At 72.1% G+C, this 14943-nt stretch carries 15 protein-coding genes; 7 read left to right on the forward strand and 8 right to left on the reverse strand.

Annotated features, from left to right (window positions below):
* From E1295_RS42505 to E1295_RS42515, 3 genes are all read right to left on the reverse strand, one after another.
* Positions 1-1577: serine/threonine-protein kinase (locus tag E1295_RS42505; RefSeq protein WP_132640102.1), on the reverse strand; the 1577-nt coding region annotated here is incomplete at its 3' end.
* Positions 1578-1745: 168 nt separating this feature from the next.
* Positions 1746-2582, reverse strand: coding sequence for a siderophore-interacting protein (locus tag E1295_RS42510; protein WP_132640104.1), 837 nt, complete (start codon positions 2580-2582; stop codon positions 1746-1748).
* Positions 2583-2680: 98 nt separating this feature from the next.
* Positions 2681-3658, reverse strand: coding sequence for an alpha/beta hydrolase fold domain-containing protein (locus tag E1295_RS42515; protein WP_166427684.1), 978 nt, complete (start codon positions 3656-3658; stop codon positions 2681-2683).
* 287 nt (positions 3659-3945) lie between these two features.
* On the opposite strand from E1295_RS42515, the gene E1295_RS42520 reads away from it, so the two are divergent.
* Genes E1295_RS42520 through E1295_RS42530 form a run of 3 tightly spaced genes read left to right on the forward strand, consistent with a single transcriptional unit; the run spans position 3946 to position 6174 of the window.
* The gene (locus E1295_RS42520; RefSeq protein ID WP_246081048.1) at positions 3946-4641 is read left to right on the forward strand and encodes an ABC transporter permease; all 696 of its coding nucleotides are present in this window, start codon (positions 3946-3948) and stop codon (positions 4639-4641) included.
* Positions 4634-5422: an ABC transporter permease gene (locus tag E1295_RS42525; RefSeq protein WP_246081050.1), complete on the forward strand. Its 789-nt coding sequence runs from the start codon at positions 4634-4636 to the stop codon at positions 5420-5422. The genes E1295_RS42520 and E1295_RS42525 overlap by 8 nt, the downstream gene beginning before the upstream one ends.
* A 2-nt stretch (positions 5423-5424) precedes the next feature.
* Entirely contained in the window at positions 5425-6174 is a 750-nt protein-coding gene (locus tag E1295_RS42530) for an ABC transporter ATP-binding protein (RefSeq protein WP_132640108.1), read from the forward strand.
* On the opposite strand, the gene E1295_RS42535 is transcribed toward E1295_RS42530, so the two are convergent.
* The gene (locus E1295_RS42535) at positions 6171-6551 is read right to left on the reverse strand and encodes a hypothetical protein (RefSeq protein ID WP_246081053.1); all 381 of its coding nucleotides are present in this window, start codon (positions 6549-6551) and stop codon (positions 6171-6173) included. The genes E1295_RS42530 and E1295_RS42535 overlap by 4 nt on opposite strands.
* A 225-nt stretch (positions 6552-6776) precedes the next feature.
* Here E1295_RS42535 and E1295_RS42540 point away from each other — a divergent pair, with 225 nt between their 5' ends.
* Both E1295_RS42540 and E1295_RS42545 read left to right on the forward strand, forming a co-directional pair.
* Positions 6777-7313, forward strand: coding sequence for an MFS transporter (locus E1295_RS42540; protein ID WP_132640112.1), 537 nt, complete (start codon positions 6777-6779; stop codon positions 7311-7313).
* A 43-nt stretch (positions 7314-7356) separates the two neighbouring features.
* Positions 7357-8082 (forward strand): YcnI family copper-binding membrane protein, encoded by a 726-nt coding sequence (locus tag E1295_RS42545; RefSeq protein ID WP_132640114.1) that lies wholly within the window; start codon positions 7357-7359, stop codon positions 8080-8082.
* Between the two features lie 55 nt (positions 8083-8137).
* Here E1295_RS42545 and E1295_RS42550 read toward each other — a convergent pair whose 3' ends face one another.
* The 3 genes from E1295_RS42550 to E1295_RS42560 are packed head-to-tail and all read right to left on the reverse strand — an operon-like array spanning position 8138 to position 11224.
* Positions 8138-9112 (reverse strand): ABC transporter permease, encoded by a 975-nt coding sequence (locus E1295_RS42550; protein WP_132640116.1) that lies wholly within the window; start codon positions 9110-9112, stop codon positions 8138-8140.
* Positions 9099-10085 (reverse strand): ABC transporter ATP-binding protein, encoded by a 987-nt coding sequence (locus tag E1295_RS42555; RefSeq protein WP_132640118.1) that lies wholly within the window; start codon positions 10083-10085, stop codon positions 9099-9101. The genes E1295_RS42550 and E1295_RS42555 overlap by 14 nt, the downstream gene beginning before the upstream one ends.
* A complete protein-coding gene (locus tag E1295_RS42560; protein ID WP_246081055.1) occupies positions 10082-11224 on the reverse strand; it encodes a LolA family protein in 1143 nt (380 codons plus the stop codon). The genes E1295_RS42555 and E1295_RS42560 overlap by 4 nt, the downstream gene beginning before the upstream one ends.
* A 145-nt stretch (positions 11225-11369) precedes the next feature.
* Here E1295_RS42560 and E1295_RS42565 point away from each other — a divergent pair, with 145 nt between their 5' ends.
* Positions 11370-12044 (forward strand): response regulator transcription factor, encoded by a 675-nt coding sequence (locus tag E1295_RS42565; RefSeq protein WP_132640122.1) that lies wholly within the window; start codon positions 11370-11372, stop codon positions 12042-12044.
* Entirely contained in the window at positions 12037-13383 is a 1347-nt protein-coding gene (locus tag E1295_RS42570) for a sensor histidine kinase (RefSeq protein ID WP_132640124.1), read from the forward strand. The genes E1295_RS42565 and E1295_RS42570 overlap by 8 nt, the downstream gene beginning before the upstream one ends.
* 335 nt (positions 13384-13718) lie before the next feature.
* Here E1295_RS42570 and E1295_RS42575 read toward each other — a convergent pair whose 3' ends face one another.
* Complete coding sequence (locus E1295_RS42575; RefSeq protein WP_132640126.1) at positions 13719-14588, reverse strand: LysR family transcriptional regulator; 870 nt, start codon at positions 14586-14588, stop codon at positions 13719-13721.
* Positions 14589-14943: the final 355 nt, after the last annotated feature.

Below are 14943 nucleotides of genomic sequence, written 5' to 3' on the forward strand. Positions count from 1 at the left end.
GTGGTGTATAAGAGACAGGGCGTGGAGGGGTCCGGCGACTCGCCGGGCCCGTCCTGGGGGATCGTGGTGATCGACGACGACGGCCGCGGGCAGTCCCGCCTGGCCATGGCGCCGCGTCTCCTGCCCGCCGGGGCCGCGCACGCGCCGGGGTCGTCCCCGCCGGACTCCTGCGGCCCGGCGGAGCCGGACCAGGGTGCCCGCGGGTGCCCGGTGTCCCACCGCTGGGGTGAAGGGCTGCGGGCGCCCTTCCGCGTACGGGTGCGCGTGACGAACACCGTGGGCGTGGCCGGATCCGTCGCCGGCCCTGTCGCCTGCCCTGTGGTGGGCTCCGTAGCAGGGCCCGTGGTGAGCAGGGCTCGGGTGGACGGCACGTGCCCGGCCGGGGTGGGGCGTGTGGTGGACACGGCGCTGCCCTCCGGCCGGACGGCCGACGGCGGGTCGCCGGGCAGCAGCGAGCCGCCCCCGAGGGGTGTGCCGTCCGCTCCCGACGCCGCGATCACCGTGACGGCCGCGATCGACACCGTGGCCAGCGCGGCGAAGCTGGCGTGTGCGAGGCTCGCCCCCGTCCTGGCCCTCCGGCGCCTGCGGGAACGCTCCACGACCGCCGCGCCGGAGAGCTCGCCGGAGCCGGTGTCGCCGTGCCGTACCCGTCCCCCTCCCGGCGGGTACGGCACGGGAGTCCAGACCTTTCGCAGCACCTCGCCGACCGCCCGGCGCGAATCCCGCGGATCGCCGACGCCGCCGGCGGCGAGCAGCACCCGCAGCAGGTCGGCGGCCCGGGGCCGGTCGGCGGGCTCCTTGGCCAGCGCCGCCTCGACGGCGGGCCGCAGCAGGGCGGGCACGCCCTGGACCCGCGGCGGCTCGAACAGGATGCGCCGGGTCAGCACGTCCGCCTCCCCGCTCCCGAACGGGTGGTGCCCCGCGGCGGCGAACGCCACGAGGCATCCCCACGCGAACACGTCGGACGCCGGCAGTGCCGCCGCGCCCGTCAGCCGTTCGGGCGCCACCCACCCGGGACTGCCCATGACCTGGCCGGCCTGCGTGTGGGCGGAGAGCGTGTCGACGTCGCGGGCGATGCCGAAGTCGATGACGCGCGGCCCGCGCGCCGACAGCAGCACGTTGGCCGGCTTGAGGTCCCGGTGCACCAGCCCGGCCTCGTGGACGGCGACCAGCGCGGCGGCGACGCCGAGCGCCACACCGTAGGCCCGGTCGGGCGTCAGCGCCCCCTGCGCGAACACGACCTGGGAGAGCGCGGGGCCCGGGATGTACTCGGTGACCAGATAGGGCCGGTCGTGGTCGGTGCCGTCCTCGACGACCGCCGCCGTACAGAACGGCACCAGTCTGCGTGAGAAAGCCACTTCCTCGGCGAAGCGGGCGCGTAACGTGGCATCGTTGAGATGAATCGTATGGGGTGTCTTGAGCGCTACGAGACCCCTCTGAGGGTGTTCGGCCAGGTAGACGACTCCCATGCCGCCCGCGCCGAGGCGGCCCAGCAGCGGACAGCGCCCGATGATGACCGGGTCGCCCACCGTGAGCGGTCGTACGCCGGCAGGCAGGTCGCTCGCACCACGCGCCATCCGGGTTTCGCCCTTCCTGTCTGGACCATGGCACAGCACACTGTGACCGCATCCAGGCGGGCTTTCCGTACGTCTTGCGCAAGCGGTATCAGAGGTAAGGCGATCGTTCCTCCGGAGTGAGGAAGCCGTGGGGCGTATGTGGTGTCGCGTTCCTGGCGGGGAGCGGGTTCAGGACGCGATGGCGGCGGCCTCCTCCGCCTCGACCTGGCGGTTCCAGTCCTTCTTGACCGCTCGCCAGCCCTCGTCGTCCACGCCCGCGCGCCAATAGCCGGAGATGGACAGCCGGTCCATCGGGATCCCCCGCTCCAGCCGGAGGTGCCGGCGGAGCAGCTTGACGAACCCCGCCTCCCCGTGCACGAACGCGTGCACGTCGCCCTCGGGGAACTCCAGCTCCCGCACCGCCTCCACGAGCGCCTGGCCGACGGGGCGCTCGCCCCGGTAGAGCCACAGGATCCGCGCGTCGGCGGCGGTGTCGAGCTTCTGCTCGTCGCCGGGCCCGTCCACCTCGACCAGGACGTGCGCGAGCGCCCCTTCCTCCAGAGCTTCGAGCGAGGCCGCGATCGCGGGCAGCGCGCTCTCGTCACCCACGAGGAGGTGCCAGCCCGCCTCGGAGCCGGGCGCGTAGCCGCCGCCGGGGCCGAGCATGAGCAGCACGTCCCCCGGCTTCGCCGCGGCGGCCCACGGCCCGGCCAGCCCTTCGTCGCCGTGCACGACGAAGTCGAGGGTCAGCTCGCGGGCGTCGGGGTCCCAGGCGCGCACGGTGTAGGTGCGCAGCCGTGGCCAGTGCTCGCGCGGCATCGTCTCGCGGCACGCCTTCACGCTGAAGGGCTCGGGGTAGTCGACGTCGTCGTGCAGGAAGACCAGCTTGACGTAGTGGTCCGTGAACCCCGTGGTCGCGAAGCCGGACAGCCCGTCACCCCCGAGCACGACGCGTACCATGTGCCGCGCGATCCACTCGGTCCGCAGGACGACGCCCTTGTGGTGATCTGCGGGCTTCTCAGCCATTCCAACAGCCCCCTGACTCAGGTTAGGTATACCTAACCTTACATGCTCCTGATCGCCGGCCGCAGCCCGATCACCGCAAAAAAGGGACACGACGTAATTCATGCCGCGGCCGGATCCTCCAGCGAGCCCGGCCGGCCGGCCACCGCCCCCAGGAATCCCGCGATGTGGCGGAACGCCAGCCGCGCCTCCGGCAGGACGTCCGCCAGGATCGGGAAGACGTGCGGCATGCGGTCCCACTCCTCATATCTGACCGCCACCCCTGCCCGGCGGGCCCGCTCGGCGACGCGCCTGCCCTCGTCGCGCAGCACCTCCGTCGACCCCGTCACGATCATGAGGGGCGGCAGCGCCGTGAAGTCGCCGTGCACCGGCGACACCAGCGGATCACGCGGATCCAGGCCGGAGGTCCAGCGGCGGGCCAGCCAGCGCACCCGGCTCTCCGGGAGCATGGGGTCCTGGCGGCGGTTCACGTGCCGCGGCGCGTCGGTCAGGTCCGCCCACGGCGACAGGCAGATCGCGGCGGCGGGCAGCGGCAGTCCCCGGTCGCGCAGCGCGAGCAGGGCCGCCAGCGTCAGATGGCCGCCGGCCGAGTCGCCGGCGAGCACGATGTCGTCGGCCGCGTAGCCGCGCCCGAGCAGGCAGTCGTAGGCGTCCAGCGCGTCGGCCAGCGAGTCGGCCAGCGTGTGCACCGGCCCCTGCCGGTAGTCCAGCGCCAGCACCGGCCGTCCGGCCGCGGCGGACAACCGCCACGTGATCGGCCGGTGCGTCCCCGGCGAGCACGAGAAGTATCCGCCCCCGTGGAAGTAGAGCACGACCTTGCGCTCGTCGAGCCCTTCCCCGCCACGCACCCACTCGCCGCCGCACGACGACAGCCGCACGGACGCGATCGCGACATGCTCCGGGTACGGCAGTTGCACGAGCCGCGCGAGGTCCCCGAGCCTGGCCGCGCAGACCAGCGCCAGCGGATGGCGCATCAGCAGGCTGGACGCGGGCTTCAAGGTGCCGCGCATGAAACCGGTGAGCGCGCGGGCCTGCCAGCTCAGGGGGTATCGAGGAACAACGTCCTCATCGATCCGCATGTCGGTCCTCCAGTACGTCCCCTTCCCCTGCTCGCCCGCTCCTACCGGCCAGCGCGGATCCGATCCCCGCAGCTGCAAATTGCGTTGCGCGCCCCCGGCGCCCCAGCGGATAATTTTCTGCTTTCTCGTCGGCAGACCCGCGCACGGGTCCGGACACGGCCTGTCACCGTGTCATCACCCCCCGGAGGTGCAAAACCATACCGCTCTATGCCCGGCTCGTCCGGTACGGCTTCAGGAAACACTCGACCTACGTCGGAGCCGCGCTTGCCGGCGCCTTCACCAACAGCGTGTTCGGCGTCCTGCGCGCCTACATCCTCATCGCGTTGTGGCAGGCCCGCCCCGGCCTGGCCGGCTACGACATCGCCGACGCCATCACCTACTCCTTCGTCACCCAGGCGTTCATCGCGCCGATGCAGCTGTTCGGCGGCGGCCTCGCCATACCCGAACGCATCCGCAGCGGCGACATCGCGCTCGACCTCGTCCGCCCGGCCCCGCTCCAGGCCTGGTCCTTCGCCGAGGACGCCGGCAGGGCCTGCTACCTGTTCCTGGTCCGCGGAATCCCGCCCATGCTGGTCGGCGCGGCCGTGTTCGGCGTCGTCGTCCCCGGCGACCCCGGCAGGTGGGCGGCGTTCATGGCCGGATTCACCCTCGCCGTCGTCGTCAGCTTCGGCTGGCGCTACCTGATCGCGCTGTCGGTCTGCTGGCTCATCGACGACCGCGGCGTGGCCGTGCTGTCGATGGTCCTCACGACGTTCTTCAGCGGCATGATGGTGCCCCTGCACATCTTCCCCGGGTGGCTGGCCGACCTCGCCATGTCGCTGCCGTGGGCCGCCATGGTCCAGCTGCCCACCGACCTCTACCTCGGCAAGGCCGCCGTCATGGAGACGCTCGCCTTCCAGGCGTTCTGGGCGGCGGTCCTGCTCGCGCTCGGCGCGCTGGCCACCCGGGCGATCCGCCACAAGGTGGTGATCCAGGGTGGTTAGCCTCTATGCCCGGCTGGCCTGGACCTGGACGCGCGCCGCCGCCGCCTATCCCGCCTCCTTCGCGCTGATGACCGTGCTCGGCATCGTCACGACCACGCTCGACGTCGCCGTGATCCTGATCGTCTTCGCCAACACCACCACCCTCGCCGGGTTCTCCCGCGACGAGGTGCTCTTCCTGTACGGCGCCGCGGGCGTGTCGTTCGCCCTGTGCGACCTGCTCGTCAGCAACATCGACCGGGTCAGCCAGCACATCAAGGCCGGCACCTTCGACACGTTCCTCATCAGGCCCGTCAGCTCGTGGCTGCAGCTCACCACCGACCGCTTCAACCCCAACAGGGTCGGCCGCGTGCTGCAGGCCGGGCTCGTGCTCGGCTACGCCGTCGCGGTGCTCGACCTGGAAGAAGGGCGCCTCTGGATGATCCCGGTCATGGTGGTCACCGCGTTCGTCATCTTCGCCGCGGTCTGGACGCTGGTCGGCGCGGCGCAGTTCCTGCTCACCGACGCGCCGGAGCTGGGCAACGCCTTCACCTACGGCGGCCAGCAGCTCACCCAGTACCCCCTCAGCATCTACGCCCGCGACCTGGTCAAGGGCGTGACCTACGTGCTCCCGATGGCCTTCGTCAACTGGCAGCCGGGCCTGTACGTGCTGGGCAGGGACGACCCCTTCGGCACGCCGGAGTTCATGCGTTTCCTCGGGCCGGCAGCCGCGCTGGCCCTCGCCCTGGCGGCCGGGCTCGCCTGGCGTCAGGGCATCAGGCACTACCGATCCACGGGGAGTTGACCATGATCGAGCTTGATCGGGCCGGGCGCTCGTTCAAGGTGAAACGCAACCTCGTCCACGCCGTACGCGACCTGTCGTTCACCATCGCGCCGGGAGAGTTCGTCGGCTACCTCGGGCCCAACGGCGCGGGCAAGTCCACCACGATCAAGATGTTGTGCGGCATCCTCACGCCCACCTCGGGAACGGTGCGGGTGGCCGGCCTGGACCCCTCGCGCAGGCGCACCACCCTGGCCCGGCGGATCGGTGTGGTGTTCGGGCAGCGTACAACGTTGTGGTGGGATCTGCCGCTGGCGGACAGTTTCGAACTGATCCGGCACCTTTACAAAGTAGATCGCCACATGTTCCGCACGCGACTCGACGAGCTGATCGCGACGCTCGACCTCGGCGCCTTCCTCCGCACGCCGGTACGCCAGCTCAGCCTGGGGCAGCGCATGCGCGGCGACCTCGCGGCGGCACTGTTGCACGCCCCCGAGGTGCTGGTGCTCGACGAGCCGACGATCGGGCTCGACGTGGTCAGCAAGGCCGGCATCCGCGACTTCCTCAAGCGGCTCAACGCCGAGCGCGGCACCACCGTTCTGCTCACCACGCACGACCTGGGCGACATCGAGCGCCTGTGCCGCCGGGTCATGCTGATCGACCATGGCCGGCTGGCCTTCGACGGGACACTCGGCGACCTCATGGCCACGGCCCCCGACCAGTCCGACATCGAGGAGGTCGTCGCCCGCCTCTACACCGGCAGCGGCACCGCCTAGTAGTAGCTGCGCTCCGGCGTGGTCTCGTACTCCTCGTCGAGGTCGTCGTCGTCGCCTCTCGACCAGCGCGACGGCATCAGCACGGGGATGAACAGGGCCACGCCGAGCAGCGCGAACACGCCCGTCGTCAGCAGCGTCCTGGCGCCGGCGCCGGCCTCCCTGACGAGCTGGTGCATCGACGGCTCGTCAGGGACGAACGACAGCGCCCTGTTCACGTCGAGCGCGTAGACCACCGTCCAGGCCAGCAGCACCATCGACGGCAGGAACGTGGCCAGCGGCGAGACCCGTCCCGCCACCACGAGGCCGACCACCAGCCCGACGGCGGCCATGGAGCCGAGCGCGATCCACAACGTCTGACTGTCGGGGGCGGTCGCCACGGGGCCCCCCACCGCCTGATGGACGGCCCATCCCCCGCCTGCCAGCACAGCCGCCGTCACCACAAGCCCGAGGAGCAGACCAGCTAAGTGCCGCAACGTTCTCACCTCAATGTCGACGTGGTGGGCACGACCCTAGCGACAAAAGCCATTTTCGGCCCAGGCATTGCACAGCTTCGCTCTCAGGGCCTCATATGCCCCTGCCCCGTGAGAACATGGGGCACACTCATGGGCGCGCGACTTCCTCTCAGGCTCGCGCGGACGGCCGCCTTCGCCGCTGTCTGCGTGACCCTCGCCACCCTCGCCCACGTGCTGGGCGGAGGCGCCGCACCGGCGCCGGGGACGGCAGCGCTCGGGCTCGCGGCCGTGTCCGCGCTGGGGCTCGCGCTGTGCGGCAGGGAACGCTCGGCCCTGACGATCAACCTCGTGCTCGTCGGCGCGCAGCTCGGGCTGCACGAGCTGTTCGCGGGCGAGGGCGCGTCCTACGTCACGGTGCACGGCCACGCCCAGGGCGGCCTGGCCGTCGGCACCGGCATGTTGCTCACGCACCTGACGGCCACGGTGATCACGGGCCTGTGGCTCTCGCGCGGCGAGGCCGCCCTCTGGTCGCTGCTGCGCCGCATCGGCCGCCGTCTCGTGCTGCTCGCACCGGTCGCCGTGTCCTGCCCGCGGCCCGCCGCGGCGATCGTCCGCACCAGGGTGGTGCCGCTCCAGCCGGGGTTCCGGCACTGCGTGGCCAGGCGTGGTCCTCCACTTCCCGCCTGACCGTCTGACGCCCCATCACCTTTCGACCAAGTGGAGTTTCCGCATGTCCTTCGTACGCCGCGCGGCGACCGTGCTCGCCGCCGCCACCGCTCTCACCGCGGGCCTCGCCCTGCCCGCGCTGGCCCACGTCACGGTCCAGCCGGGCACCGCCGAACAGGGCTCGTTCACCAAGGTCGCCTTCCGGGTGCCGAACGAGCGCGACGACGCCTCGACCACCAAGGTCGAGGTCTCCTTCCCCACCGACCACCCGCTGGCCTTCGTGTCGGTCAAGCCCGTGCCCGGGTGGGACGTCAAGGTCACAGAGGGCAAGCTGCCCGCGCCGGTCAAGACCGAGTACGGCGAGCTGGAGGAGGCCGTCACCAAGGTCGTCTGGTCGGGAGGCAAGATCGAGCCGGGCCAGTTCCAGGAGTTCGAGGTGTCCATGGGCCAGTTGCCCACCGACACCGGCTCCCTGATGTTCCCGACGAAGCAGACCTACTCCGGTGGCGAGGTCGTCGACTGGTCGGAGGCCCCCAAGGCCGACGGCACCGAGGCCGAGCACCCCGCCCCGCTGCTCAAGCTGGTGCCCGCCTCCGGCGGCGACACGGCGGCCTCCGCCTCGCCGTCCGCCGCCACCGAGGACGCAGGTGCCACGCCGTCGGTCGCCCCGGTGGCGGCGGCGTCGGCGTCCGACGGGACGGCCCGCCTGCTGGGCGGCGCGGGCCTGCTGGTGGGCGTGGCCGGCGTCGTCGTCGGCTTCCTCGGCCTGCGGCGCCGTACCTCCTCCTGACGCACGGGCGAGGGGCGCCCTGCCGGGGCGCCCCCGCTCCGGCCGGGCGCGGGTCTCAGGAGGTGATGTCCTTGCCGGAGAACCTGGCCCAGGCGATCGAGCCGAACAGCAGGATGTACGCCCCGAACGCCAGCAGTCCCTCCCCCATCGCCGCGGTGTCGATGGGGCTGCGCAGGACCGCGTCGAAGTTCGTGAACCGCGTCGGCAGCAGGTACGGCGTGATCGAGCCGAGCTCCGGGATCGCGCGCAGCACCTGGCAGACGATGATCAGCACGATGGTGGCGGCGATGGCCCCGATGGACACCTCGGTGAAGGTCGACATGGCCAGCGCGACGGCGGCCAGGGCGGCCATGCCCGCGCCCACGTAGCCGACGGCGATGAGGATGCGCAGCAGCCCGTCGCCCATCGAGATGGTGGTGCCCGACAGCAGCGTCACGTCCCCGGCGGGGAAGAGGGCGAGCCCGGTCGCCAGCGCCGACAGCGCCACCACCGCGGTGACGGCGTACGCGAAGACGACCGCGTTGAGATATTTGACGGCCAGCAGCCGTGTGCGCCCGGCCGGCGCGGTCAGCAGGTAGCGCAGTGTTCCCGCGCCCGCCTCGCCCGCGATCGAGTCGCCCGCCACCACGCTGACGACGACCGGCATGAGCAGCAGCACGAGGAACGAGAACGAGACGAACGTCAGCATGAGGCTGTTGCCCGCGACGTCCTGGATGATCCCGCCCATGCCGTCCTCGGCGGCGACGATGCGCAGGGCGACGCCGACGACGACCGGCACGACCCCCAGCGCGGCCAGCATCAGCAGGTTGCGCGGCCGGCGGAACGTCAGTCCCAGCTCGGAGCCGAGCAGCCGCCAGAACGACCACGGCACCCGGGCGGGCGGCGTGCCGGGGCCCGCGGCGGGCGGCTGCGGCCCGCGCTCGGCGCTCCGCAGGGTCTCCTCGACCGGCACGAGCCCGGGTGTGCGCCTGGTCCGCGTCTCGGCCGTCGTGCCGGCCGTCGTGCCGGCCGTCGTGTCAGCCGTCGACATCGAAGCCCTCCCCTGTCAGTCCGACGAACACGTCCTCCAGGCTGGGCCGCACGACGGACAGCCCGCGTACGGCCACACCCTCCCCCACCAGCGCGGCGTTGATCTGCTCAGGCGCGCGCCCGTCCAGTTCGGCGGTGACCTCCACGCCCGACCGGCGCACGTCGGGCAGGCCCAGCGTGCCGAGCACCCGCGCGGCGTCGGCGGCGTCGGGCGTCTCCACCCGGACGCGGACGACCAGGCCGCTGCGGAGCGAGGCGATCGTGCCCTGTGCCACGAGCCTGCCGGTCCGCATGATCGCGGCGTGCGTGCACATCTGCTCGACCTCGGCCAGCAGATGCGAGGAGACGAAGACCGTGGTGCCGTCCGCGGCGATCTCCTTGACCAGCGAGCGGACCTCGCGCGTGCCCTGCGGGTCGAGGCCGTTGGTCGGCTCGTCGAGGATGAGCAGCTCGCGCGGGCCGAGCAGGGCGGCGGCGATGGCCAGGCGCTGGCGCATGCCGAGGGAGTAGTTGCGGTAACGCTTGCCCGCGGCGGCCGACAGGCCCACCCGTTCCAGCGCCTCGGAGATGCGCCGCGCGGCGGTGCCGCCGCGGGCGGTCGGGTCGGCGGTGTCGAACCGCCGCAGGTTGGCCTCGCCCGACAGGTACGGGTAGAAGGCCGGTCCCTCGACCACCGCGCCGACCCTGGGCAGCGCCTGGGCCAGAGGCAGGTCCAGCACGGAGTAGTCGCCGGACGTCGGCGCGACCAGGCCCAGCAGCATGCGGATCGTCGTGGTCTTGCCCGAGCCGTTCGGCCCGAGGAAGCCGAACACCGAGCCGCGGGGCACGTCCAGGTCGAGCGCGTCCACGGCGACCTGGCCGCCGCGGAAACGCTTCGTCAGGCCGCGCGTGACGATGGCGCTCTCCCCGGGTCCGGGCCCCGGGGGCGGGGCCGCCCCGGAGGGCGCCCCCGCTTCCTGAGTGACGGCGGTCACTTGGTGCCCGCCGCCTTGGTGATCTCCTCCGGGGTGACCGGGCCGACCAGCATGCGGCCGTCGTCGGTCAGCAGGGCGGTGACGAGCTTGGTCTTGATGAGCTTGCCGGAGCCCCACGGACCGCTCACCGGGGTGGCGGACTTGAGCACGCTGTCGAGCAGCGCCTTCGGGTCGGCGTCGGGGCCGAACCGCTCGCCGCCCTCCGGGGCCTGCGCCGCCTTGGCGGCCAGCTCCTTCTGGTCGAACGGCAGGACCGCCACGCTCGCCCAGCCGTCGCCGACCACCTTCACGCGGTCCTTGACGTGCTCGGCCTGCTCGGCGCGCTCCTCGGCGACGTGCTCGCCGTGGGGCCTGTCGCCGAGCGTCCTCTCCTCCACCTTGGCACCCGCGGGTGGGGCGAAGGCGAAGTTCTCGGGCGCCGGCGGCGTGAACGTCACCTGGGTGAACCCGACCTGGAACGCCGGCTCGGCCGAGCCCTTGGCGTAGACCTGGACCTGGAGCGGGACGTACGTCTCGCCGTCGAGCGCGATGCGTACCTCCTGGACCAGCGAGCCCTCGGCCTTGGGCGACAGCACGAGCTGGTAGGCCGGGCGGCCCGCCACCTCGGCCGTGTTGATCACCCGGACGTCGGTGTACTGCTCGGCGTCGGCCAGCAGCCGTTCGGACAGTTGCTGCGGCGTCAGGTCGGACGCCTGCGGCATCGGCGTGCGGTGCTCCTGGCCGGCGTCCTTCTTGACCGTCAGCCTGGTCGCGGTGTTGGTGGAGCTGTCCCAGTACCAGCCCTGGTCGCCGTCGAGGATCAGGTTGGTCTCGTTCAGCTGCGTCGGGATGGCGACGCGCACCTTGTCGTGGGCGCCGTACCAGACCTTCACCTCGTGGGAGCCGGACAGCAGGCTGAGCGGCGAGGTGTCGGCGGTCTGCGGCAGCGCGGGCAGGCCGAGCGAGGCCGTCTGCTGGACGGTGCCGGACATCGGTGGCACGCCGCCCGCCTTGCTGGTGGCCGACGCCGCGTCGGCCAGCAGCTGCTCGGCCGAGCGCTCCGGCAGGACGGGATCGCCGCTCACGGCGGCGATCACGGGGCCGGCGCCGATCGCGGCTCCGATGACGGCCGCGGCCGCGACCGGGACCCCCCACCTCACGTACGTTCCTCTACGCATCTCACTCCTTTACCGTATGTCGATGCTCAGAGCCTGCGTCATGCATCCTTAGGCGGGCCTGAGATTGTCTGAGACGGCTCTCAGTCTTCTCAGCTCGGTCTCAGCCCCAGAACGGGAGAATCGCCACATGAGAGTGCTTGTCGTCGAGGACGAGCGGCGGATGGCCGCCGCGCTCCAGCGGGGACTCCAGGCGGAGGGGTTCGCCGTGGACCTCGCCCACGACGGCGAGGAGGGGCTGCACGCGGCCCGGCACGGCGACTACGACGTCGTGGTGCTCGACATCATGCTGCCGAGGTTGTCGGGCTACAACGTGTGCAAGCGGCTGCGCGCCGAGGAGAACTGGGTGCCCATCCTCATGTTGTCGGCCAAGGACGGCGAGTACGACATGGCCGACGGGCTCGACCTGGGCGCCGACGACTACCTGACCAAGCCGTTCTCGTACGTGGTGCTGGTGGCCAGGCTGCGGGCGCTGCTGCGGCGCGACACGGGGCGGCGGCCGTCGGTGCTCGTGGCGGGCGACCTGTCGCTCGACCCGGCGCGGCGCAGGGTGCAGCGTGGCGAACGGCCGGTCGAGCTGACGCCCAGGGAGTTCGCGCTGCTGGAGTTCCTGATGCGCAGGCGCGACGAGGTGGTGTCGAAGACGGAGATCCTGGAGCACGTGTGGGACACCTTCGACACCGACCCCAACGTGGTCGAGGTGTACGTCGGCTACCTGCGACGCAAGATCGACGCCCCCTTCGGCAGGAACGCGCTGCAGACCGTGCGCGGCGCGGGCTACCGGCTGGCGGGCGACGGTGGCTGACTCGCCGCTGACCTGGTGGCGGCGGCAGGGGCTGCGGTTCCGGCTCACGGTGGCGGCCGCCGCCGTGCTGGCGCTGGCGCTGGCGGTGTCGGCCTCGGTGCTGCTCAGCGTGCTCGACCGGGCGCTGATCGACACCGTGGACGAGTCGACGAGGGCGCAGGCGCAGGCCGTGCGCGTGGCGGCCGACGCCGGGACGCTGACCAGCCCGATCACCACCCACGACGGCACGATCGTGCAGGTCATCGACGACCGGGGGCGGATCACGCACGTCACGTACGGGGCCGACCGGCTGGTGCCGCTGCTCGACGCGGAGGCCAGGGCCCAGGTGCTGGCCGACGGGCAGGCCACGCTGCTGGACGGGCGGCCGTACGCGATCCCGGGGTTCCTGCGGGTGATCGTGCTGCGCGCGGACCGCGGCCAGACCGTGGTGGCGGCCAGGCCCGTCAGCGAGATCCAGACGAGCCTCGCCACGGCCGCCAGGGTGTTGTTCGTCGGCACGCCCGCGCTCGTGGTGCTGCTCGCGGTGGCCAGCTGGCTCATGATCGGCCGTACGCTGCGGCCGATCTCCGCGCTGCGCAGGGGCGCCGCGGAGGTCACGCACACGGCCAGGTCGCGCCGGCTGCCGGTGCCGCAGTCGCAGGACGAGGTGCACTCGCTGGCGACGACGCTCAACGACATGCTGGCCCGGCTGGAGGAGGCCGAGCAGCGCCAGCGCGCGCTGGTCTCCGACGCCGCGCACGAGTTGCGCAGCCCGCTGGCCAGCATCCGGCTGCAGCTGGAGGTGGCGCTCGGGCACCCTGGCGGCCAGGACTGGCAGGAGACCGCCGAGGGCGTGCTGGAGGACACGATGCGGCTGTCCAGGCTGGCCGAGGACCTGCTGGCGCTGGCCAGGCTGGACGAGCGCGGCGGCGTGCCCGCCAGGCGCGAGCCCGTCGACCTCGACGACGTGGTGCGCCAGGTCGTCGAGCGGTACGGCGAGGCACGGCTGACGGTGTGCGACCCGGTCGTGGTGCGCGGTGACGCCCTCGACCTGAGCCGGGTGCTGACGAATCTGATGGACAACGCGGTACGCCACACCTCCTCCAAGGTCGAGGTGGCGCTGACCGCGGACGGCGTGCTGACGGTGACCGACGACGGCCCCGGCATCCCCGAGCAGGACCGCGATCGGGTGTTCAACCGCTTCACCAGGCTCGACTCCGGGCGAAGCCGCGACGAGGGCGGCGCCGGCCTCGGGCTGGCGATCGTCCGTGAGACCGTGCGGGCGCATGGTGGCACGGTCTCGCTGGAGGACGCCGGCCCTGGGTTGCGGGCCGAGGTGCGGCTGCCGGTGTCCCGCTAGGCCTGGCCCGCCGTGACTGTGCGGGCCACGCCCCTGCCGCGGGCTCGTGCGCGGTGTCAGGCATCGCGGGCGATCCTGCCGGAGCCCTGCGCCGCGTCGTACGCGAAAACGCTCTTTCGCCGGGGACTGCCTGGACGGCGTCGTGTCACGTGCCGGAAGGCACACGCCGGCGGGGGTTCCGGGAGGTGCTGGGGGAATCAGAGGCCGGCGACGACGTCGTCCGCGGCCTTCATGGGCCCTTCAGAGGCACGTGGTGCTCGGCAGGGCCCCGGGCTCGGAATGATCCGGGCCCTTCTCAGCTGGTCGTGGATGGACATGGAGCGTTCCGAAAGTGGTCAGGCGGCTGTCCCCTTTTCTGCGGTGGCCAGGAAGTCCTGGGCGATGAGCGGCAGACGGCGCCGGGCGTGGACCACGGCGATGATCCGGCGTACCGCGGGTTCGAGTGAGCGCACCACCAGGCCCGCGCGCCCGGCCTGCTCGGCCATGCCGCGGTACCACAGCAGGGACGCCTGACCGGCGCGTACCGCGTTGAGCCAGCCGTTGCGCTCGTCGGTTTCGAGCACGACCACGGGCGTCACCGCGAACTTGCCGAACATCGCGTCGAGCTCCCTGCGCCGCAGGCTGCCGCGGGCGGGCAGCGCCAGGCGCATGCCGTTCAGCTTGCCCATCGGCACGGGGTTGGGCAGTTCGAGCCCGGGCGGGGAGATCAGCACGATCTCCTGGCGTTCGAGCGGGTGGGTGATGAGGTCGGTGGGCACGGGGAGATCGGTGAGCCCGAGATCGGCCCGCTGATCCCTGATGGCGCTGACGACGCCGTCACGGCCGTCGCAGCGGACGATGTGCACGCGCACTCCCGGATGGTCGGCCGCGTAGGCGGGCAACAACCGCCCCGCGAGACCGGGTTCGAGGCTGGGCGTGGCGGCGATGCGGAGCTCGGCGTCGGTGGTGCCGGCGTGGTTGGACAGGCCCTCGATCTCGTGAACCGCGCCGAGCGCCTCCCTTGCCAGCTTCACCACCCGGCGACCTTGCGCGGTGACGACCACGCCGCGGCCGGAACGAGCGAAGAGCGTCATGCCGAGCTCCCGCTCCAGATCGCGGATGGCCCGCGAGAGCGCGGGTTGCGCGATGTAGAGCGATCTTGCCGCGTCGGTCATGGTGCGGTGCTCCGCAGTCGCGACCACATAGCGGAGCTGCTGGAGATTCATGCCAAAGAAGCTAGGACACCACCCGCCCTCGGGACCGAAAGATAGCGGAGATCACCTCGAATGATTTCGGACCGTAACCGAGCACCGCTACATCCGTGACGGGTGAGAAATCAGTATGCTTTTGCCCCAAATTTGGCAAGGGTCCGCCAAGTCGCGGCGCAGAGCCACCGAAAGCAGACAACCGCGTACACGGGGAGACACGGTGACAGGGAACGGGCAGTATCCACCCCCGCCACAAGGGCCAGGGCAGCCACAACGGCCACCCTCGTTGCCCTGGCCGCCGCCGGGCTACCGCCAGCCGCAGCCGCAGGGGGGCGGCCCGTACCCGCCGCAACAACCGCCACCCCCTCCCCAC

Origin of the sequence: Nonomuraea mesophila, from assembly GCF_004352805.1 — a bacterium.
Lineage (GTDB): Bacteria > Actinomycetota > Actinomycetes > Streptosporangiales > Streptosporangiaceae > Nonomuraea > Nonomuraea longispora.

Excerpts from the sequence above, each read along its gene's own strand:
- E1295_RS42510 (WP_132640104.1), bottom strand. The coding sequence starts at position 2,582 with ATGGCTGAGAAGCCCGCAGATCACCACAAGGGCGTCGTCCTGCGGACC.
- E1295_RS42515 (WP_166427684.1), bottom strand. The coding sequence starts at position 3,658 with ATGCGGATCGATGAGGACGTTGTTCCTCGATACCCCCTGAGCTGGCAG.
- E1295_RS42530 (WP_132640108.1), top strand. The coding sequence starts at position 5,425 with ATGATCGAGCTTGATCGGGCCGGGCGCTCGTTCAAGGTGAAACGCAAC.
- E1295_RS42540 (WP_132640112.1), top strand. The coding sequence starts at position 6,777 with ATGGGCGCGCGACTTCCTCTCAGGCTCGCGCGGACGGCCGCCTTCGCC.
- E1295_RS42545 (WP_132640114.1), top strand. The coding sequence starts at position 7,357 with ATGTCCTTCGTACGCCGCGCGGCGACCGTGCTCGCCGCCGCCACCGCT.
- E1295_RS42550 (WP_132640116.1), bottom strand. The coding sequence starts at position 9,112 with ATGTCGACGGCTGACACGACGGCCGGCACGACGGCCGGCACGACGGCC.
- E1295_RS42565 (WP_132640122.1), top strand. The coding sequence starts at position 11,370 with ATGAGAGTGCTTGTCGTCGAGGACGAGCGGCGGATGGCCGCCGCGCTC.
- E1295_RS42575 (WP_132640126.1), bottom strand. The coding sequence starts at position 14,588 with ATGAATCTCCAGCAGCTCCGCTATGTGGTCGCGACTGCGGAGCACCGC.